This is a genomic window from Citrobacter sp. CF971 (assembly GCF_006385635.1).
Classification (GTDB): Bacteria; Pseudomonadota; Gammaproteobacteria; order Enterobacterales; family Enterobacteriaceae; genus Citrobacter; species Citrobacter freundii.
This window is the reverse complement of sequence record NZ_CP041051.1, coordinates 4,010,382-4,029,911: the sequence shown is the minus strand read 5'-3', so window position 1 is coordinate 4,029,911 and position 19,530 is coordinate 4,010,382. Positions and strand designations below refer to the sequence as shown.

Annotated in this window: 19 protein-coding genes; 12 read left to right on the top strand and 7 right to left on the bottom strand. The window is 53.4% G+C overall.

Features of this window, described 5'->3' with window-relative positions; all coding sequences use genetic code 11:
- The first annotated feature begins 91 nt into the window (after positions 1 to 91).
- Positions 92 to 799 (top strand): aspartate/glutamate racemase, encoded by a 708-nt coding sequence (locus E6P06_RS22990; protein WP_044713437.1) that lies wholly within the window; start codon positions 92 to 94, stop codon positions 797 to 799.
- On the opposite strand, the gene E6P06_RS22985 is transcribed toward E6P06_RS22990, so the two are convergent.
- Positions 771 to 1,706: a LysR family transcriptional regulator gene (locus E6P06_RS22985; protein WP_044699798.1), complete on the bottom strand. Its 936-nt coding sequence runs from the start codon at positions 1,704 to 1,706 to the stop codon at positions 771 to 773. The two genes, E6P06_RS22990 and E6P06_RS22985, sit on opposite strands and share 29 nt — an antisense overlap.
- A gap of 118 nt (positions 1,707 to 1,824) precedes the next feature.
- Between E6P06_RS22985 and lysA the strand changes: the two genes are divergently transcribed.
- Positions 1,825 to 3,081 (top strand): diaminopimelate decarboxylase, encoded by a 1,257-nt coding sequence (gene lysA / locus E6P06_RS22980; RefSeq protein WP_087879274.1) that lies wholly within the window; start codon positions 1,825 to 1,827, stop codon positions 3,079 to 3,081.
- Between the two features lie 107 nt (positions 3,082 to 3,188).
- On the opposite strand, the gene E6P06_RS22975 is transcribed toward lysA, so the two are convergent.
- On the bottom strand, positions 3,189 to 4,199 hold the full coding sequence (locus tag E6P06_RS22975; protein WP_032937458.1) for a LacI family DNA-binding transcriptional regulator: 1,011 nt from the start codon (positions 4,197 to 4,199) through the stop codon (positions 3,189 to 3,191).
- 13 nt (positions 4,200 to 4,212) lie between these two features.
- The gene (gene galR / locus E6P06_RS22970; RefSeq protein WP_003033945.1) at positions 4,213 to 5,241 is read right to left on the bottom strand and encodes an HTH-type transcriptional regulator GalR; all 1,029 of its coding nucleotides are present in this window, start codon (positions 5,239 to 5,241) and stop codon (positions 4,213 to 4,215) included.
- A gap of 597 nt (positions 5,242 to 5,838) precedes the next feature.
- On the opposite strand from galR, the gene aas reads away from it, so the two are divergent.
- Both aas and lplT read left to right on the top strand, forming a co-directional pair.
- Positions 5,839 to 7,998, top strand: a complete 2,160-nt coding sequence (aas, locus tag E6P06_RS22960) for a bifunctional acyl-ACP--phospholipid O-acyltransferase/long-chain-fatty-acid--ACP ligase (RefSeq protein ID WP_139935766.1) — start codon at positions 5,839 to 5,841, stop codon at positions 7,996 to 7,998.
- Positions 7,991 to 9,184 carry a lysophospholipid transporter LplT gene (gene lplT / locus E6P06_RS22955; RefSeq protein ID WP_139935765.1) on the top strand — a complete coding sequence of 398 codons (1,194 nt, stop codon included), beginning with the start codon at positions 7,991 to 7,993 and terminating at the stop codon, positions 9,182 to 9,184. Before aas ends, lplT begins: the two co-directional genes overlap by 8 nt.
- Positions 9,185 to 9,266: 82 nt before the next feature.
- On the opposite strand, the gene E6P06_RS22950 is transcribed toward lplT, so the two are convergent.
- The 4 genes from E6P06_RS22950 to mutH all read right to left on the bottom strand — a co-directional run bounded on the left by E6P06_RS22950 (position 9,267) and on the right by mutH (position 12,260).
- Positions 9,267 to 10,307 carry an NADP(H)-dependent aldo-keto reductase gene (locus E6P06_RS22950; RefSeq protein WP_003033954.1) on the bottom strand — a complete coding sequence of 347 codons (1,041 nt, stop codon included), beginning with the start codon at positions 10,305 to 10,307 and terminating at the stop codon, positions 9,267 to 9,269.
- Positions 10,308 to 10,413: 106 nt separating this feature from the next.
- Entirely contained in the window at positions 10,414 to 10,632 is a 219-nt protein-coding gene (gene ygdR, locus E6P06_RS22945) for a lipoprotein YgdR (RefSeq protein WP_000758660.1), read from the bottom strand.
- A 144-nt stretch (positions 10,633 to 10,776) separates the two neighbouring features.
- Entirely contained in the window at positions 10,777 to 11,490 is a 714-nt protein-coding gene (locus E6P06_RS22940; protein ID WP_003033961.1) for a TerC family protein, read from the bottom strand.
- 74 nt (positions 11,491 to 11,564) lie between these two features.
- Entirely contained in the window at positions 11,565 to 12,260 is a 696-nt protein-coding gene (gene mutH, locus E6P06_RS22935) for a DNA mismatch repair endonuclease MutH (RefSeq protein ID WP_139935764.1), read from the bottom strand.
- Positions 12,261 to 12,944: 684 nt separating this feature from the next.
- On the opposite strand from mutH, the gene rppH reads away from it, so the two are divergent.
- From rppH to E6P06_RS22895, 8 genes are all read left to right on the top strand, one after another.
- Positions 12,945 to 13,475 carry an RNA pyrophosphohydrolase gene (rppH, locus tag E6P06_RS22930; RefSeq protein ID WP_003033982.1) on the top strand — a complete coding sequence of 177 codons (531 nt, stop codon included), beginning with the start codon at positions 12,945 to 12,947 and terminating at the stop codon, positions 13,473 to 13,475.
- A gap of 12 nt (positions 13,476 to 13,487) precedes the next feature.
- Positions 13,488 to 15,734: a phosphoenolpyruvate--protein phosphotransferase gene (gene ptsP / locus E6P06_RS22925; RefSeq protein WP_003033984.1), complete on the top strand. Its 2,247-nt coding sequence runs from the start codon at positions 13,488 to 13,490 to the stop codon at positions 15,732 to 15,734.
- A 188-nt stretch (positions 15,735 to 15,922) separates the two neighbouring features.
- Positions 15,923 to 16,798: a prolipoprotein diacylglyceryl transferase gene (gene lgt, locus E6P06_RS22920; protein WP_003033987.1), complete on the top strand. Its 876-nt coding sequence runs from the start codon at positions 15,923 to 15,925 to the stop codon at positions 16,796 to 16,798.
- 6 nt (positions 16,799 to 16,804) lie between these two features.
- Positions 16,805 to 17,599 carry a thymidylate synthase gene (gene thyA, locus E6P06_RS22915; protein WP_003033990.1) on the top strand — a complete coding sequence of 265 codons (795 nt, stop codon included), beginning with the start codon at positions 16,805 to 16,807 and terminating at the stop codon, positions 17,597 to 17,599.
- Between the two features lie 183 nt (positions 17,600 to 17,782).
- On the top strand, positions 17,783 to 18,253 hold the full coding sequence (locus tag E6P06_RS22910; RefSeq protein ID WP_060854993.1) for a prepilin peptidase-dependent protein: 471 nt from the start codon (positions 17,783 to 17,785) through the stop codon (positions 18,251 to 18,253).
- Positions 18,244 to 18,807: a prepilin peptidase-dependent protein gene (locus E6P06_RS22905; protein WP_003846466.1), complete on the top strand. Its 564-nt coding sequence runs from the start codon at positions 18,244 to 18,246 to the stop codon at positions 18,805 to 18,807. Before E6P06_RS22910 ends, E6P06_RS22905 begins: the two co-directional genes overlap by 10 nt.
- Positions 18,804 to 19,211 carry a DUF2509 family protein gene (locus E6P06_RS22900; RefSeq protein WP_060854994.1) on the top strand — a complete coding sequence of 136 codons (408 nt, stop codon included), beginning with the start codon at positions 18,804 to 18,806 and terminating at the stop codon, positions 19,209 to 19,211. The genes E6P06_RS22905 and E6P06_RS22900 overlap by 4 nt, the downstream gene beginning before the upstream one ends.
- Positions 19,196 to 19,519, top strand: coding sequence for a prepilin-type N-terminal cleavage/methylation domain-containing protein (locus E6P06_RS22895; RefSeq protein WP_003846470.1), 324 nt, complete (start codon positions 19,196 to 19,198; stop codon positions 19,517 to 19,519). The genes E6P06_RS22900 and E6P06_RS22895 overlap by 16 nt, the downstream gene beginning before the upstream one ends.
- Positions 19,520 to 19,530 lie beyond the last annotated feature (11 nt).

Genomic DNA, 19,530 nt, shown 5'->3' with positions numbered 1-19,530 from the left:
AAAATTAAAAAAAGAAATGCACGCCAACATATGTGGAAAGTTGATCACATCTTTGGTTCACTGGAGAGACAACAACGAGTCAGGGGAAATGATGAAAACGATCGGTCTGTTAGGCGGTATGAGCTGGGAATCTACCATTCCTTATTATCGACTCATTAATGAAGGGGTAAAACAGCGCCTGGGCGGCCTGCATTCAGCGCAGATCCTGCTGCACAGCGTGGATTTTCATGAGATTGAGTTGTGCCAGAGTCGCGGTGAGTGGGATAAAGCAGGCGATATTCTGGCGCAGGCGGCGCTGGGGTTACAGCAGGCGGGTGCGGAAGGGATTGTGCTGTGTACCAACACCATGCACAAGGTTGCTGAGGCGATTGAAGCCGCCTGTGATGTGCCATTCCTGCATATTGCCGATGCGACGGGTCGGGCGATACAAAAGCAGCAGATGCGCAATGTGGCGCTACTGGGCACGCGTTACACCATGGAGCAGGATTTTTATCGCGGGCGTTTACAGACTGAATTTGGCATTAGCACGCTGATTCCTGACGCTGATGACCGTCAGAAAATAAACCAAATTATTTTCGATGAGCTGTGTCTCGGTGAATTCAGCGAGTCCTCCCGCGACTATTACCTGAGCGTCATTAACCAGTTAGCGAAACAGGGGGCGCAAGGGGTGATATTTGGCTGTACCGAGATTGGTCTGCTGGTTCCCACCGAGCGAAGCCCACTACCGGTTTTCGACACCGCGGCAATCCATGCGCAAGATGCGGTGGCATTTATGCTTTCGGTTGTGGATGCAAAATAGCCTCCAGCGGGTCAATAAGACTTGGTAGATGGTCCTGAAGATGCGCCGTAAAAGCATCAACCAGCGCCGAGGCGGGGCGATGAAGTGGGTGAATCAGGCTGACCGTAAAGGGTACCGAAATACTGAAGCGGCGGATGACGACCCCGCTACTGGCGTAATCCAGCGCGGTCAGTGGGTTTACCACCGAGATCCCCACGCCTGCCCGCACCATTGCACAAATTGAAGCGGCGCTATGGGTTTCAATCACCATACGGCGCTTCACCTGGTGCTCATTAAACAGGCTATCCAGTAGCTGACGGTAACTGTCGGTCCGTGACAGGCTGATGTAGTTTTCCCCCTGAAAATCCTGCGGCGTTAACACCGCTTTCTTAGTCAGCGGATGCCCCTGGGGCAGCACACACACTTCATCCAGCGCCAGCAATTCGGTGCGTTTTGTTCCGGCTGGCGTATGCAGCGTTTCCGTTAACCCCAGATCGTGGCGCTGCGCCGACAGCCACTCTTCCAGCAGCGGTGACTCCTGCGGCACTATCTGAATATTGACCTGCGGATAGCGTGCGAGGAATGGCTGCAGCAGTGGTGGTAAAAAGGACTGTGAGAATACCGGCAGGCAAACAATCGACAATTCGCCCTGGCGAAACTCGCGCAGGCTTTCGGCGGCGCTCACAATTCTGTCCAGGCCATACCACGAACGTTGCACCTCTTCAAACAGACGTAACCCTTGCACGGTTGGGTGCAGCCGGCCACGCGTGCGTTCAAACAGCGTTAATCCCAGTACTTTCTCGAATCGGGCCAGTTCCCGACTGACGGTGGGCTGCGAGGTATGTAGCATGCGCGCGGCTTCCGTCAGATTGCCTGCCGTCATGATGGCGTGAAAAATTTCGATGTGTCGCAGGTTAACGGCGGGCATGGGCAATCCTCGAATGAACCAATCCATATCATTTTTGCATAGACTCACGATAAAACGATATTTTTTATTCTTTTCGGGCTGTGGCGTAATCATAAAAAAGCCAATACCGGAGCACACCATGCCACGCCCACTCAACAACACAGACACTGACCTGACCGCCGACAACCTGCTGCGCCTGCCTGCCGAATTCGGCTGCCCGGTGTGGGTCTATGATGCGCAGATTATCCGCGCGCAGATTGCCAAACTGAGCCAGTTTGACGTGGTGCGTTTTGCCCAGAAGGCATGCTCGAATATTCATATTCTGCGCCTGATGCGCGAGCAGGGCGTGAAGGTGGATTCCGTCTCGCTGGGCGAAATTGAACGTGCGCTGGCTGCGGGCTTTGAGCCAGGAAAAGATGAGATAGTCTTTACCGCCGATATGATCGATGACGCGACGCTCGCCCGGGTGCATGAATTGAGCATTCCGGTAAATGCCGGTTCAGTGGATATGCTGGAACAACTGGGTCAGGTCTCGCCGGGCCATCGCGTGTGGCTACGCGTAAACCCTGGCTTTGGGCATGGACACAGTCAGAAAACCAATACCGGCGGCGAAAACAGCAAGCACGGGATCTGGTATAGCGATCTTCCCGCGGCGCTGGAGGTGATTCAGCGCTACAAGCTGAAGCTGGTGGGGATTCATATGCATATTGGCTCCGGTGTGGACTACGCGCATCTGGAGCAGGTGTGCGGTGCGATGGTGCGTCAGGTGATTGAATTTGATCAGGATCTGGAGGCGATCTCTGCGGGCGGCGGTTTATCAATCCCGTATCGCGAAGGTGAAGAGGCGATCGATACCGATCACTACTTTGGATTGTGGAACGCTGCACGTGAGCAGATTGCTAAATACCTGGGGCATCCGGTCGCGCTTGAGATTGAGCCGGGTCGTTTTCTGGTCGCGGAAGCCGGCGTGCTGGTAGCACAGGTACGCAGCGTAAAAGAGATGGGTAGCCGTCACTTTGTGCTGATCGATGCGGGCTTCAACGATCTGATGCGCCCGGCGATGTACGGCAGCTATCACCATATCTCCGCGCTGGCTGGGGATGGTCGGTCTCTGGAACACGCCCCGCAACGGGAAACCGTGGTGGCCGGGCCGCTGTGCGAATCTGGCGACGTGTTTACCCAGCAGGAGGGCGGAAATGTGGAAACCCGTCTGTTGCCTGCGGTGGTGCCGGGTGATTATCTGGTCTTGCATGATACCGGGGCGTACGGCGCGTCTATGTCGTCAAACTACAATAGCCGTCCTCTGCTGCCGGAGGTTTTGTTCGATAACGGCGTGGCGCGGCTGATTCGCCGTCGCCAGACCATTGATGAGCTGTTAGCGCTGGAATTAATCTGATTACAGCGTGGTGAAATGCCGGATGGCGCTACGTTTATCCGGCCTACGAAATTAACTGTGGGCGCTGTTGGCCGGATAAGGCACTTGTGCCGCCATCCGGCATTTAATTACTTAAAATACGGCCCGAGCGTTACTGAGTCACGTAGTACCAGTTTGCCGGTAAACGGTGGGATTGGCTCGACGCTCTCGCCGTTGGCCAGCCGGATAGCCTGGTCGATTGCCGTGGTTATCATGGTATCAATCGGCAGATAAACGGTAGACAGCCCCGGCTCCAGCCATTTGGCGCTGGGTGCATCATCAAAACCAAACAGTGAGACGTCCGTTGGGATCCTCAGCCCGGCCTGATGTAACGCTTTTGATGCGCCCAATGCCATGTCATCGTTACAGGCGAACAGTGCGCTGAATTTCACCCCTTCCTCCAGCAGTTCACGACAGGCTTCATAGCCTCGTGTCATCGTGGAGTCGCCGTATTTGACCTTGTCGGGATCCCAGGGAATACCGTTTTTTTCCAGCGCTTTACGATACCCCATCAGGCGGGATTTACCGGTCGGGGTATGGCCTGGCACAGTGATACAAGCAATATCGCTATGGCCCTGGGAGATAAGATAATTGACCGCCTGATAGGCCGCGTCTTCCTGTTCAAAGAAAATCGCGCGATCGCGGGCCTGGCTTACATCACGGTTGATGACCAGCAAGGGCATAGCGATGCTGTTCATCAGCGACATTATCTCTTTTTCACTCATATAGCGGGTATAGAGAATAATGGCGTCGCACTGCCTGTCCGCCAGCATTTGCACGGCTTCCTGCTCACGCTCTGGTGTGTCGTGTCCGTCGGTGACGATCAACTGCTTGCCGTGAGATTCCGTCTGGCGTGAAGCCTGTTGCAGCAGCCGGCCAAAGTAGAATCCATCAAATGTAGAAACCACCAGACCAATGCTGTTGCTGGTGCGGTTTGCCAAAGATCGTGCTAAAAAATTAGGCCGATAATCAAGTGCCTGCATGGCCTTAAACACTTTCTGGCGCGTGCTCTCTTTTACCTGACCCGTGCCATTCAGTACGCGCGAAACGGTCGCTTTTGAGACGCCTGCGCGTCGTGAAACGTCCAACATCGTAGTCATAACGCTATCCTGGTTAATCGTTTGACGATGAATTCCCCGGCTCTGTCAGCGTCGAAACGGAATGGCGACGCACCAGAGTTGGGTTAAAAACGTGGGTAATTTCAGGCACGGGGCGCTTCTCCGCCAGCGCGAGCGCCAGTTCGGCAGCCTGGGTTGCCATCGTCACGATCGGATAGCGTACCGTGGTCAGACGCGGGCGCACGTAGCGAGAAACCAGCACATCATCAAAACCAATCAGCGAGATTTCTCCCGGTACATCAATGCCGTTATCATTTAATACGCCCATGGCACCAGCCGCCATTGAGTCGTTGTAGCAGGCTACCGCAGTGAAGTTTTTGCCACGACCAAGTAACTCGGTCATCGCCTGTTCACCGCCGCTTTCATCCGGTTCACCAAACGTTACCAGGCGATCGCTGACCGGTATATTGCTCTCTGCCAGCGCGTCGTAATAGCCTTGCAGACGATCTTCCGCATCTGAGATTGTGTGATTGGAGCACAGATAGCCAATGCGCGTATGGCCCTGTTGAATGAGGTGGCGGGTCGCGAGCCATGCGCCGAAACGGTCATCAAGGGCAACGCAGCGTTGTTCGAATCCTGGCAGAATTCGGTTAATTAATACCATGCCAGGGATTTGCTTCATTAGTGATGCCAGCTCAGCATCCGGGATGATTTTTGCGTGGACAACAAGGGCTGCGCAGCGGTGGCGAATGAGCTGTTCAATCGCCTGTCGTTCCTTCTGTTCGTTATGGTAGCCGTTGCCAATCAGCAAAAAATTACCGGTGTTATAGGCCACCTGCTCGACAGCTTTAACCATTGCCCCAAAGAATGGATCGGACACATCACCAACTACCAGACCGATGGTCTCTGTGGATTGTTGTGCCAGCGCACGCGCATTGGCGTTGGGGTGGTAGCTGAGTGATTCCATTGCACTCGTTACAGCCAGGCGCGATGCTTCGCTGGCTTTAGGGGAATCATTAATCACTCGAGAAACGGTGGCGACTGATACACCTGCTAGTCGGGCTACATCCTTTATGGTCGCCATGATAGTACCTGTTGTGGGTAAACGCTTACATTCCGTCAGTGTTACGGAAAATGGCTGGCTGTTCAAGCAGATTGCCCGTCAGAACGTCGCAAATGTGAGCGCACACGAGCGAAGTAAGACAGAAAATAGAAAATGCTAATTTTTGCTTACACTTTGCGATGTGCTGTTGCGATTGTTCGCTGGTGAGGGAACTGAGCAGATTGCTAGAGTTGAGATCCCAGAGGTATTGATAGGTGAAATCAACTTTCGGGTTGATCACTAGAATTACACCAGCCTGCGCAGATGCGCAGGTTTTTTTTTACCTTCAGCTTATCTGTAACAGTAACCGATAATTTACACAACTCGTTGCATTTGGGTTCATTCCTTTGCGTTTTCGCACTGGCGTATCTGGCTGCTGACGACCACAATCAAGATCCCAGAGGTATTGATTGGTGAGATTATTCGGTACGCACTTCGTACCTGTCTCTTGCACCAACCTGCGCGGATGCGCAGGTTTTTTTTCGGATTGTATTTAACAGTTACCTGTCGCGCCTATTCCCCAACTCGTATACTCTCCCACCATTGATGTTTATATAATTAATGGCACAGGGAGTTGAGATGCTATTTGGCTTTTTTCGTAATCTGTTTCGCGTGCTTTTCCGCGTTCGCGTCACGGGCGATGTCAGCGCGCTACAGGGAGAACGCGTTCTAATCACTCCCAACCATGTCTCATTTATAGACGGCATCCTGTTGGCGCTCTTTTTACCGATTCGTCCCGTCTTCGCTGTTTACACCTCGATCAGCCAGCAATGGTATATGCGCTGGCTAACCCCGCTGATTGATTTCGTACCGTTAGATCCAACCAAACCGATGTCGATTAAACATCTGGTTCGTCTGGTCGAACAGGGCCGCCCGGTGGTTATCTTTCCGGAAGGGCGTATTTCGACCACCGGCTCGTTAATGAAAATCTATGACGGTGCCGGGTTTGTCGCCGCTAAGTCGGGAGCGACGGTCGTACCTGTGCGCATTGAGGGCGCAGAGCTTTCCCGCTTTAGCCGCCTGAAAGGTTTGGTTAAACAGCGATTCTTCCCGCGCATCCGCTTACACATCCTACCGCCGACACAACTGCCGATGCCGGAAGCACCGCGAGCTCGCGATCGCCGTAAAATCGCCGGAGAGATGCTGCATCAAATTATGATGGAAGCACGCATGGCGGTTCGTCCGCGTGAGACGCTCTACGAGTCGCTGCTGGCGGCGAAATACCGTTTTGGCGCAGGCAAAAACTGCATTGAAGATATTAATTTCACTCCGGACAGCTACCGTAAACTGCTGACGAAAACGCTGTTTGTCGCGCGTATTCTGGAAAAATACAGCGTCGAAGGTGAAAAAATCGGCCTGATGCTGCCAAATGCGGGAATCAGCGCGGCGGTCATTTTTGGCGCCATTGCGCGTCGACGCATTCCGGCCATGATGAACTACACCGCGGGTGTGAAAGGATTAACCAGCGCCATAACTGCGTCTGAAATTAAAACGATCTTCACATCCCGACAGTTTCTCGATAAAGGCAAACTCTGGCATTTACCGGAACAGCTTACCCAGGTGCGTTGGGTTTATCTGGAAGACTTGAAAGCTGATGTGACCTTTGGCGATAAGCTGTGGATTTTCTCACATTTGCTGGCACCGCATCTGGCGCAGGTGAAGCAGCAGCCTGAAGACGCTGCGGTGATCCTCTTTACCTCCGGTTCAGAAGGCCATCCGAAAGGCGTGGTTCACAGTCATAAAAGCATTCTGGCGAACGTTGAGCAGATTAAAACGATTGCCGATTTCACCGCCGATGACCGCTTTATGTCGGCGCTGCCGCTGTTCCACTCCTTTGGCCTGACGGTGGGATTATTCACGCCGCTACTGACTGGCGCAGAAGTGTTTCTTTATCCCAGCCCGCTGCATTACCGCATTGTGCCAGAGCTGGTATACGACCGGAACTGCACCGTGTTGTTTGGTACGTCAACGTTCCTCGGCAACTACGCGCGTTTCGCGCATCCATACGATTTCCATCGCCTGCGCTATGTGGTTGCGGGAGCGGAAAAACTGCAGGACAGCACAAAGCAACTGTGGCAGGAGAAATTTGGCCTGCGCGTCCTTGAGGGCTATGGGGTGACGGAATGTGCGCCGGTTGTGTCGATTAACGTACCGATGGCGGCAAAATCGGGAACGGTAGGGCGTATCTTGCCTGGTATGGATGCTCGACTGTTGGCCGTTCCGGGAATTGAGGACGGTGGGCGTTTACAGCTGAAAGGCCCTAATATTATGAGCGGCTATTTGCGCGTCGAAAAACCTGGGGTGCTGGAAGTGCCGACGGCAGAGAATGCGCAAGGTGAGATTGAGCGCGGCTGGTATGACACCGGAGACATCGTGCGCTTTGATGAAAACGGCTTTGTACAGATTCAGGGGCGCGCCAAGCGTTTTGCTAAAATTGCCGGAGAGATGGTGTCGCTGGAAATGGTTGAGCAACTGGCGTTGGCGGTATCAGCAGACAAAATGCACGCCACGGCGATCAAGAGTGATGCCAGCAAAGGTGAGGCGCTGGTGCTGTTTACCACCGATAGCGAACTCACGCGTGAAAAACTACAGCAGTATGCGCGGGCGCACGGCGTACCTGAACTTGCTGTACCGCGTGATATTCGCCACCAGAAGCAACTCCCATTACTCGGCAGCGGTAAGCCGGATTTTGTTACGCTGAAAAGCTGGGTCGATGAGCCGGAAAAACAACATGAGTGAGTCAGTGCACACTAACACGTCAATCTGGTCCAAAGGGATGATGTCCGTTATCGCCGCGCAGTTTCTGTCGGCGTTTGGCGATAACGCGTTGCTGTTTGCTACGCTGGCGTTGCTGAAGGAGCAATTTTATCCGGACTGGAGTCAGCCTATCCTGCAAATGGTGTTTGTGGGCGCTTACATTCTGTTTGCGCCGTTTGTTGGACAGGTGGCGGATAGCTTTGCCAAAGGCAGAGTGATGATGTTTGCGAACGCTCTGAAACTGCTGGGTGCGGCGAGTATTTGCTTCGGCATTAATCCGTTTATCGGGTATACGCTGGTGGGGATCGGCGCGGCGGCATATTCACCGGCCAAGTATGGCATTCTCGGTGAACTGACTACCGGCGATAAACTGGTGAAAGCCAACGGCCTGATGGAAGCTTCCACCATTGCCGCGATTCTGCTCGGATCTGTCGCCGGCGGCGTTCTGGCCGACTGGCACGTGATTGCCGCGCTTTCTGCCTGTGCGCTGGCCTATGCTGGCGCAGTGGTGGCTAACCTGTATATCCCGAAACTGGCCGCGGCTCGCCCTGGCCAGTCCTGGCATCTGGGGAAAATGACGCGCAGTTTCTTCTGCGCCGCCTCTTCGCTGTGGCGCAACGGTGAAACACGCTTCTCGTTGGTGGGAACCAGCCTTTTCTGGGGGGCGGGCGTTACGCTGCGTTTTCTGCTGGTGCTGTGGGTCCCGGTGGCGCTCGGCATCACCGATAACGCCACGCCGACCTACCTCAATGCCATGGTAGCGATCGGGATTGTGGTCGGTGCGGGTGCGGCAGCGAAGCTGGTGACGCTGGAAACCGTGTCGCGCTGTATGCCTGCAGGGATCCTGATTGGCATCGTGGTGCTGATTTTCTCTCTGCAACATGCGCTGCTTCCGGCCTACGCGTTGCTGCTGCTTATCGGCGTGTGTGGTGGGTTCTTTGTGGTGCCGCTGAATGCGTTACTGCAGGAGCGGGGTAAGAAAAGCGTCGGCGCAGGTAATGCGATTGCGGTGCAAAACCTGGGTGAAAACAGCGCGATGCTGTTGATGTTGGGTATTTACTCACTGGCGGTGCTGGTGGGGATTCCGGCGGTAGCGATTGGTATTGGGTTCGGTGCGCTGTTTGCGCTGGCGATTGCGGCGCTGTGGATTTGGCAGCGCCGCCATTAGTCTGTTATATGCTGTTGCAACCAGGCCTACAGGGAACGCTGTCTGTAGGCCTGATAAGCGCAGCGCCATCAGGCGCTAACTGTTAAGGTGCAGGATAGGTATACACCTGATGCACCGCTTCAATCTCTGCCAGCACTTCCTCGCTCAACTCCAGATGCAGACTTTCAACGTTGGTTTTTAGTTGTTCCATGGTCGTGGCGCCCAGCAAAGTGCTGGCGACAAACGGCTGACGACGCACGAATGCCAGCGCCATTTGCGCAGGATCCAGATTATGGCGTTTCGCGATATCCACATAGGCCGCAACGGCTTTCTGCGTCTGCTCGCCGCTGTAGCGCGTGAAACGGCTAAACAGCGTATTGCGTGCACCGGCAGGTTTCGCGCCGTTCAGGTATTTCCCGGTTAATGTACCGAAGCCCAGGCAAGAGTAGGCCAGCAGCTCAACGCCTTCATACTGGCTCACTTCTGCCAGTCCAACCTCAAAGCTGCGGTTCAGCAGGCTGTATGGGTTCTGGATGGTGGCGATGCGTGGCAGATCGTGTTTGTCCGCCAGGTGCAGATAGCGCATCACGCCAAACGCGGTTTCATTAGAAACGCCGATGTAACGAATTTTCCCGGCGCGCTGAAACTCGGCCAGCGCGTCCAGCGTATCCAGCAGGGAAACGACCGGCGCGGAGTCTGTCCAGCTGTAGCCTAACTTACCAAAGCAGTTGGTCGGGCGCTGAGGCCAGTGAACCTGATACAGATCCAGGTAATCGGTTTGCAGTCTTTTCAGGCTGTCGTGCAGCGCTTCACGGATATTTTTACGATCCAGCGCCTGATTCGGGCGGATGCCGCTGTCGTTGTTGCGTGATGGTCCACTGACTTTAGAAGCGACGATCAGCTTTTCTCGGCTGCCGTGTTTGGCGAGCCAGTTACCTACGTAGGTTTCGGTGAGACCCTGGGTTTCAGGACGCGGCGGTACCGGATACATCTCGGCAACGTCGATCAAATTAATGCCCTGTGCTACGGCATAATCGAGCTGTGCATGTGCGTCGGCTTCGCTGTTTTGTTCACCAAACGTCATTGTGCCCAGCCCCAGTGTACTGACTTCCAGCGAGCTGTGGGGTATACGGTGATATTGCATAGCCGTTTCCTTTTTATAATCACGACATAAGGATTATAAAAATGGCTGAGGGAAGCGAAAAAGGGAAGTAAAATTGTTAAGGCCAGCGCGCTGCTGACCTCAACCATCAGCGTTCAATGATTTGGGACACATCATCGCGGTTAATCTGCATCGCATTGCCCTGCTGGTCGTGATAGCTCACCAGACCGGTATCATCGTCAATTTCTGGTTTTCCATCGGTCAGGATCATTCGACCATCTTTTGTCGCCATTACATAATCGCTGCTGCATCCGGAAACGGCAAAAGCCAGTCCTACGGCGGAAATCAAAACTGCCCATTTTTTCATCTGCTTATCCTCACATGGCCTGCGTCTGACAATAGTTTAGTAATAACGCGAAGTTGTGCAGGGTGAAAGCAGTAAAATCTTAAACTGTGAGAAGAGGTAGGTGTGGCGGGCATTCGCTCCCCTTGCGGGGAGCGATGGATTTCATCAGAGCGGATTTTTTTTATTACGCCACAGGTTCAGGGTCTCTACCGCGATAGAGAAGAACATGGCGAAATAGATATATCCTTTCGGAACGTGGACGTCGAAACTTTCCAGAATCAGCGTAAAACCGACCAGAATCAGAAACGAGAGCGCCAGCATTTTTACCGAAGGGTGGCGATCGACAAACTCACCAATTGGGCGAGCAGCAAACATCATCACACCTACGGCAATCACCACCGCCGCCATCATAATAAACAGATGGTCAGACAGGCCAACCGCAGTAATTACGGAATCCAGGCTGAAGATAATGTCTAACAACATGATCTGCACAATTGCGCCCAGGAAAGAAGATACGCGGGTTTTCAGCCCCTCTTCCTCACCTTCAATGGATTCGTGGATCTCCTTGCTGGCTTTCCAGATCAGGAACAATCCCCCCAGCAGAAGGATCAGGTCGCGTGCTGATATCGCCTCGCCAAACAACTCGAATAGCGGGTTTGTCAGTCGCGTTACCCAGGCGATAGAAGCCAGCAGTGCCAGACGCATGATCATCGCCGCCGCCAGCCCAATACGTCGGGCATGATTGCGTTGCGCTGTCGGGAGTTTGGCTACAACCAGAGAAAGGAAAATAATATTGTCGATCCCAAGAACGATCTCCAGCAGCGTCAGCGTACCGAGCGCAAGCCAGGCGTTAGGATCGGTTATCCATGCAAATAACATCGAACAAAGTCCTGCCAAAAAAAAGAAGCGGTAATTATAGGCCCGTAACGCGGCGGGTGAAAGGCCGGAGGAGGCTATTGCGCCTGGAATAAGAAATGCCGCTCAAGCAATGCGCGGGTGAAGTTCTTTTTCAGGTAAAAACCGCGGGGCAGGGTCAGGATGGGTTCGCCGTGGGCGCCAATGGCCTCGGTAAGTGCGCGGGCGTTGGCGGCTTTAGGACGCAGTTGCAGTACTTCCCCATGGCGAGCGGTGATGTGTTCGACATGACCTAACACAATCATGTCCATTAATTCTTCCCAGTCCAGACGCAATTGCCGGTCCTCTTCTTCATTCGGGCTCCACAGCAGGGGAGAGCCGACGCGGCGCTCAGCCAGCGGAATGCTGCGTTCGCCTTCTACCGGGATCCACAGAACGCGTTTGAGTTTGTGCCGTACATGGCTGGTTTCCCAGGTGACGCCGGTATTGCCGGTTAACGGTGCCACGCACACAAAGGTGGTTTCCAGCGGTCTGCCAAGACTGTCCACAGGGATCGTTTTCAGCTCCACGCCCAGCGCCGCAAAATCCTGCTCTGGTTTACTGCCCGCGCTGGCACCGAGCCAGATTTCCAGTAGCACGCCAATCCAGCCTTTATCGCGCTTAAGATCCTTCGGCGTAACGATTCCCGCCATTGCCGCTAATTCTCCCAACGCGTAGCCCGAAAGCTGTTGTGCCTGGCTCAGCAACTGGGCTTCAGATTCAGGGGGAGAAAGCAACGGACGGAGTTCTGGCATCGGGTTAACCCTTAGGTGAAAAAATGAGCAATGATTTTATACCGTGTGGACAGAGTTTATCTTTTTCCACATGCTTTATTCAATTATATGATTTATATTGGTTTTTAGATTCACGTTCGCAGAGTTGCGCAACAGCGAAGCGGGTTTTCCAATTCTGGTCACTGACAATGAACAGGATCTTACACCATGTTATCCACAGAAAGATGGGATAACTGTGAAAAACCCCCACTACTGTTTCAATTTACAGCCTTGACGTGCGACGAAAATCGAATTTTCACACAAATTGTGCCTAACTTATTGGCATAATCTGTGGATAAAACCAACGCTGGTCGATCTTTCATCAGCGTGAAGATCGTATGCGTGACGTACATCACGTTTCTGTGTGTTTATCTGCGTGGATCAGTTTTAACTTTATGAATATATAAGACTATTTTTTATATGTGACAAATGTCTTATTCGGACTGTTCTGGGTTTTCCCATAGTAATTCCGTACTTCTTCACAACTATATCCACAGAAAAGGTGAATAAAATCGCCTTGCTTGCCCTTCTTCTGTTTATAACTCGGCCTTTAACTGTGAGTTATTCAATTGTTATTAGAATATCGCACCCTTAACAGAGTGGTTTACCGCCCCTCAGGAGTGTGAAACAATCGTTTGTATATAAGGTTTATGTTGAGGTAGTCCGGTGATTGATGACGATGGCTACCGCCCGAATGTAGGGATAGTAATTTGTAACCGCCAGGGGCAGGTCATGTGGGCCCGGCGATTTGGTCAGCACTCCTGGCAATTTCCACAAGGTGGGATCAACGCAGGAGAGACAGCAGAGCAGGCGATGTACCGGGAACTCTTTGAAGAAGTGGGTCTCAGTCGTAAAGATGTACGGATCCTTGCTTCTACTCGTAACTGGTTGCGTTACAAGTTACCGAAACGTTTGGTGCGTTGGGACACGAAGCCGGTTTGTATCGGCCAGAAACAAAAATGGTTTCTTCTGCAATTGGTCAGCAGCGATGCTGAAATCAATATGCAAACCAGCAGTACACCTGAGTTCGACGGCTGGCGCTGGGTGAGTTACTGGTATCCGGTTCGACAGGTGGTGTCATTTAAACGCGATGTCTATCGCAGGGTGATGAAAGAATTCGCAAGTGTTGTCATGGCGCTTCAGGAGAGCACTCCTAAGCCGCAAAGCACACCTGCGTACAGACGTAAAAGAGGTTAAGCTACGCAAATTATGCTCACCCGCCTGCGCGAAATAGTCGAAAAGGTGGCCAGTGCTCCGCGTCTGAATGAAGCGCTGAATATACTGGTTACCGACATCTGTCTTGCGATGGATACAGAGGTCTGTTCGGTTTATCTGGCCGATCACGATCGACGTTGTTATTACCTCATGGCGACCCGGGGACTGAAAAAACCACGTGGTCGCACTGTCGCACTCGCGTTTGATGAAGGTATCGTTGGCCTGGTTGGCAGGCTGGCGGAACCTATCAACCTCGCCGATGCGCAAAAACATCCCAGCTTTAAATACATTCCTTCGGTAAAAGAAGAGCGTTTTCGTGCATTCTTAGGCGTACCGATCATTCAGCGTCGCCAGCTTTTAGGTGTACTGGTGGTGCAGCAGCGTGAACTGCGTCAGTACGATGAAAGTGAAGAGTCTTTCCTCGTCACGCTCGCCACGCAAATGGCGGCCATACTTTCGCAGTCGCAGCTAAACGCGCTGTTCGGTCAATACCGGCAAACGCGCATCCGTGCATTGCCTGCCGCCCCCGGCGTGGCAATAGCTGAAGGCTGGCAGGATGCGACGCTACCGCTGATGGAGCAGGTCTATCAGGCTTCAACGCTGGATCCGGTGCTTGAGCGCGAGCGACTGACCGGTGCGTTGGAAGAGGCGGCGAACGAATTCCGCCGCTATAGCAAGCGTTTTACCGCTGGGGCGCAGAAAGAAACGGCGGCGATCTTTGATCTTTACTCGCACTTGCTTTCCGATACCCGTCTGCGCCGCGAGCTGTTTGCGGAAGTGGATAACGGTTCGGTGGCCGAGTGGGCGGTTAAAACGATCATCGAAAAGTTTGCCGAACAATTTGCCGCGCTTAGCGATAACTACCTCAAAGAGCGGGCCGGAGATTTACGCGCGCTCGGCCAGCGTCTGCTGTTCCACCTTGACGACTCTATCCAGGGGCCGAATGCCTGGCCGGAACGCTTCGTGCTGGTGGCGGATGAACTTTCGGCGACCACGCTGGCGGAGCTTCCTCAGGACCGGTTAGTCGGCGTGGTTGTCCGGGACGGTGCAGCCAACTCTCATGCGGCAATTATGGTTCGTGCGCTGGGTATCCCTACCGTTATGGGGGCCGATATCCAGCCGTCGGTGCTGCATCGCCGCACGCTGGTGGTGGACGGTTATCGCGGTGAACTGCTGGTCGATCCGGAACCGGTATTGATTCAGGAATACCAGCGTCTTATCAGTGAAGAAATTGAGCTGAGCCGCCTGGCGGAAGACGACGTCAACCAGCCAGCACAGTTGAAAAGCGGCGAGCGCGTGAAGGTGATGCTCAATGCGGGTCTCAGCCCGGAACATGAAGAAAAGCTGGGTAGCAGGATCGACGGTATTGGCCTGTATCGCACCGAAATCCCGTTCATGCTGCAAAGCGGTTTTCCTTCGGAAGAAGAACAGGTTGCGCAGTATCAGGGCATGCTGCAAATGTTTAACGACAAGCCGGTGACCCTACGTACGCTGGATGTCGGTGCCGATAAACAGCTGCCCTACATGCCGATCAGTGAAGAGAACCCGTGCCTTGGCTGGCGAGGGATCCGCATAACGCTCGATCAACCAGAGATCTTTTTGATCCAGGTTCGCGCCATGCTGCGTGCCAATGCGGCAACCGGCAACCTCAGCATTTTGCTGCCGATGGTAACCAGCATTGATGAAGTGGACGAAGCGCGACGTTTGATTGAACGCGCCGGACGCGAAGTGGAGGAGATGATCGGTTACGAGATCCCGAAACCGCGCATTGGCATCATGCTGGAAGTTCCGTCGATGGTGTTCATGCTACCGCATCTGACAAACCGGATTGACTTTATCTCGGTCGGAACCAACGATCTTACCCAGTACATACTGGCCGTCGATCGTAACAACACACGGGTAGCCAGCATTTATGACAGTCTGCATCCGGGGATGTTACGTGCGCTGGCGATGATTGCGCAGGAAGCCGAAAGAAGCGGTATCGATTTACGCCTGTGCGGTGAAATGGCGGGCGACCCGATGTGCGTGGCTATTCTGATCGGCCTGGGTTTCCGTCATTTGTCGATGAACGGTCGTTCTGTCGCTCGCGTTAAATATCTGCTGCGTCATATCGATTTTGATGAGGCGCAAACGCTGGCGCAGCGCAGCCTGGAAGCGCAGATGGCAGCAGAGGTACGCCATCAGGTAGCGGCCTTTATGGAGCGCCGCGGCATGGGGGGGTTGATTCGCGGGGGATTGTAGGCCTGATAAGCGTAGCGTCATCAGGCATTACGGGGTAAAGATTACTTATACAGATCTTTTACATCTTCCCGGCATCCGCTTCTAACCCCTTGTGCTATCATTCGCACCTTTGGAGCGCCTGCATTATGCAGGCGCGCTTATCAATTGCTGTCTGACTTCAGCGAAATAACAAGAACTTGTGGTGACAGATGACCAGTAGCTATCTGCATTTTCCGGATTTCGATCCGGTCATTTTCTCAATCGGACCCGTCGCGCTTCACTGGTACGGCTTAATGTATTTGGTGGGGTTTATTTTTGCGATGTGGCTGGCGACGCGCCGCGCGAATCGCCCGGGCAGTGGCTGGACCAAAAATGAAGTAGAAAACTTACTGTATGCGGGCTTCCTCGGGGTTTTCCTCGGTGGGCGTATTGGTTACGTACTGTTCTATAACTTCGAGTTATTCCTCGATAATCCCCTGTATCTGTTCCGCGTCTGGGACGGCGGTATGTCCTTCCACGGTGGGCTTATCGGTGTGATCCTGGTGATGATTATCTTCGCCAAACGCACCAAACGTTCGTTCTTCCAGGTTTCTGATTTCATTGCCCCGCTGATTCCGTTTGGTCTGGGTGCTGGGCGTCTGGGTAACTTTATCAATGGTGAGCTGTGGGGACGCGTTGACCCGAACTTCAAGTACGCCATGCTGTTCCCGGGCTCCCGTACCGAAGATATTTTACTGCTGCAATCTAACCCGCAATGGCAGTCTATTTTTGATACCTACGGCTCGCTGCCGCGCCACGCCTCACAGCTTTATGAGATGGCGCTCGAGGGTGTTGTGCTGTTTATCATTCTCAACCTGTACATTCGTAAGCCGCGTCCAATGGGCTCGGTATCCGGTCTGTTCCTGATTGGTTATGGTGCGTTTCGTATTATCGTTGAATTCTTCCGCCAGCCGGATGCGCAGTTTACTGGCACCTGGGTACAGTACATCAGCATGGGGCAGATCCTCTCTATCCCGATGATTGTCGCAGGCATTATTATGATGGTTTGGGCGTACCGCCGCAGCCCACAGCAACACGTTTCCTGAGGAACCATGAAACAGTATTTAGAACTGATGCAAAAAGTGCTGGATGAAGGCACACAGAAAAACGACCGTACCGGAACCGGAACGCTTTCCATTTTTGGTCATCAGATGCGTTTTAATCTGCAGGAAGGGTTCCCGCTGGTTACGACGAAACGCTGCCATTTACGCTCGATCATTCATGAGCTGCTGTGGTTTTTGCAGGGCGACACTAACGTTGCCTACCTGCATGAAAACAACGTCTCAATCTGGGACGAATGGGCGGATGAAAACGGTAATTTAGGCCCGGTTTATGGTAAACAGTGGCGCGCGTGGCCTACGCCAGATGGTCGCCATATTGACCAGATCACCACCGTGTTAAACCAGCTTAAAAATGACCCGGACTCTCGCCGCATTATCGTTTCTGCATGGAACGTCGGCGAGCTGGATAAAATGGCGCTGGCACCGTGCCATGCGTTCTTCCAGTTTTACGTCGCGGATGGCAAGCTCTCCTGTCAGCTGTATCAGCGTTCGTGCGATGTGTTCCTCGGCCTGCCGTTTAACATTGCCAGCTACGCTTTGCTGGTACACATGATGGCGCAGCAGTGTGATCTGGAAGTGGGTGATTTTGTCTGGACCGGTGGCGACACGCACCTGTACAGCAATCATATGGATCAAACGCATCTGCAGCTTAGCCGTGAACCTCGCGCGTTGCCGAAACTGGTTATCAAACGTAAGCCTGAATCTATCTTTGACTATCGCTTCGAAGACTTCGAAATTGAAGGCTACGATCCGCACCCGGGTATTAAAGCGCCGGTGGCTATCTAACCAGCTTCATGCTGACACAACCGACGCCCGTGAGCGTCGGTTTTTTTTGTCTAAAATCACGTTCCTCGGCGAACATTCCTGAAATAGTGCAACGGTCTGCAACGCGACAAATATTTCCCGTAGCTCGCCGTAGAAACCGAATTTCCCGCTCGTTATTCATTTTCCTCACGCCATACTGGCGACATGAAAAAACAACAAGGTTACACGCTTCTCGAAACCCTGATTGCGATGCTGATCGTCGCGGTGCTTGGTGCATCTGGGCTGTATGGTTGGCAGCGCTGGCAGCAGCAACAGCAGCTGTGGCAGACCGCCTGCCAGGTGCGGGACTACCTGCTGCAACTGCGTGAAGATGCTAACTGGCGCAATCGTGATCACGTCATCAACGTGCTCCGCGAAGGGGGGACATGGTGTCTGGCAAGCTCAGCGACATCACAAGCTTCATGTCAGCCTGTTTCACCGTTGATATTTGCGCCACTCTGGGCTGATGTCGAAATGGCTGATATCACGCCTTCACTGGCTTTTTTTGGACTGCGCAATACGGCATGGGCCGGACATATACGCCTGAAAAATGCGGCAGGGGAATGGCGCGTGGTGGTGTCTGGCTGGGGGCGAATCAGGCTTTGTGAGCGCGATGAGGCCAAATTATGTCAGTAAACGAACGGGGATTTTCACTGCTGGAGGTGCTCATTGCCATGGCGATTAGCAGTATTTTATTACTTAGTTCAGCACGATTTTTACCGGCGCTACAGCGAGAGATTCTGCGTAACACGCGCCAGTTAGCGCTGGAAGATGAAATATGGCAGCGGGCCTACACCGTGGCGAAGCATCTTCAACGGGCGGGATATTGCCGGGGAAACTGTGTCGGAGAGGGACTGGTGATATCGGCTAAGGGGGACTGTGTCATTGCACGCTGGGATGCCAACGGCAACGGCGTTTGGGAGAGCAGTTCCGCGAAAGAGGCTGATGCTATCGGGTTTCGTTTACAGGATAAGGTATTGGAAACCCTGCGTGGAGCCACCGGCTGCACTGGAAAAGGATGGGAGAAAATGACCGATCAGACTACCATCCAGATTCAGGCATTCCAGGTTGAACGGCTGAATTTTAGCGGATATTCACCGCTTCTTACGCTGCGTTTGCGTGGAGTGAGCAATGACGAACCACAAAAAGTTGTTGAAGCGGTCTACAGCGTTACGGGATTCAACCTGTGAACCGTGAGCGAGGCGTATCCTCTCTGGCAATGGTCCTGTTGCTGCTGGCGCTCGGTAGTCTGCTGCTGCAAGGCGTTAGCAGACAGGAGGCTAGTTTTGCTGCGCGTGTGGTCACACAAAGTCAGGCGCTGCAGCGTCAGGCGGTAGTGCAATCCGCGATGGAATGGGGGCGTATACAACCCTGGAGCTTACAACCCGCCGTACAGTGTCGGCGCGATCCCACGCAGAATGCCGCGGTTTGCCTGCGCCTGCTTACCAATAATTTCGTGCTGCTAATCGCCCACTATGAAGGAGTATTTTTATGGCGTCAGGGGGCGGTTATTGATGGCAACATAGAATTCTCGTCGCATGGCTGGAGCGATTTTTGTCCGCTTAAGGAGCAGACGTTATGCCAGATCCCCTGAACAGTCAGCGTGGCTTTAGTCTGCCGGAAGTGATGCTGGCAATGGTACTGATGATCATGATTGTGACCGCGTTGTCAGGATACCAGCGGGTGCTAATGAACAGCTTTATTATCAGAAACCAGTATCAACAACTCTGGCGTCACGCCTGGCAGCAAAGCCAGCTGTACCAGTTTTCATCGCCTGTGAACTGGCAGGTTAACCGAATGCAGACAACGAGAGCGGGATGTGTCAGCATCAACGTCATAATTTCTTCACCCCTCGGCAGGCAGGGTCAGATGACGCGTCTGCATTGCCCGAATCGTCAGTAGTCAGGAGTCGC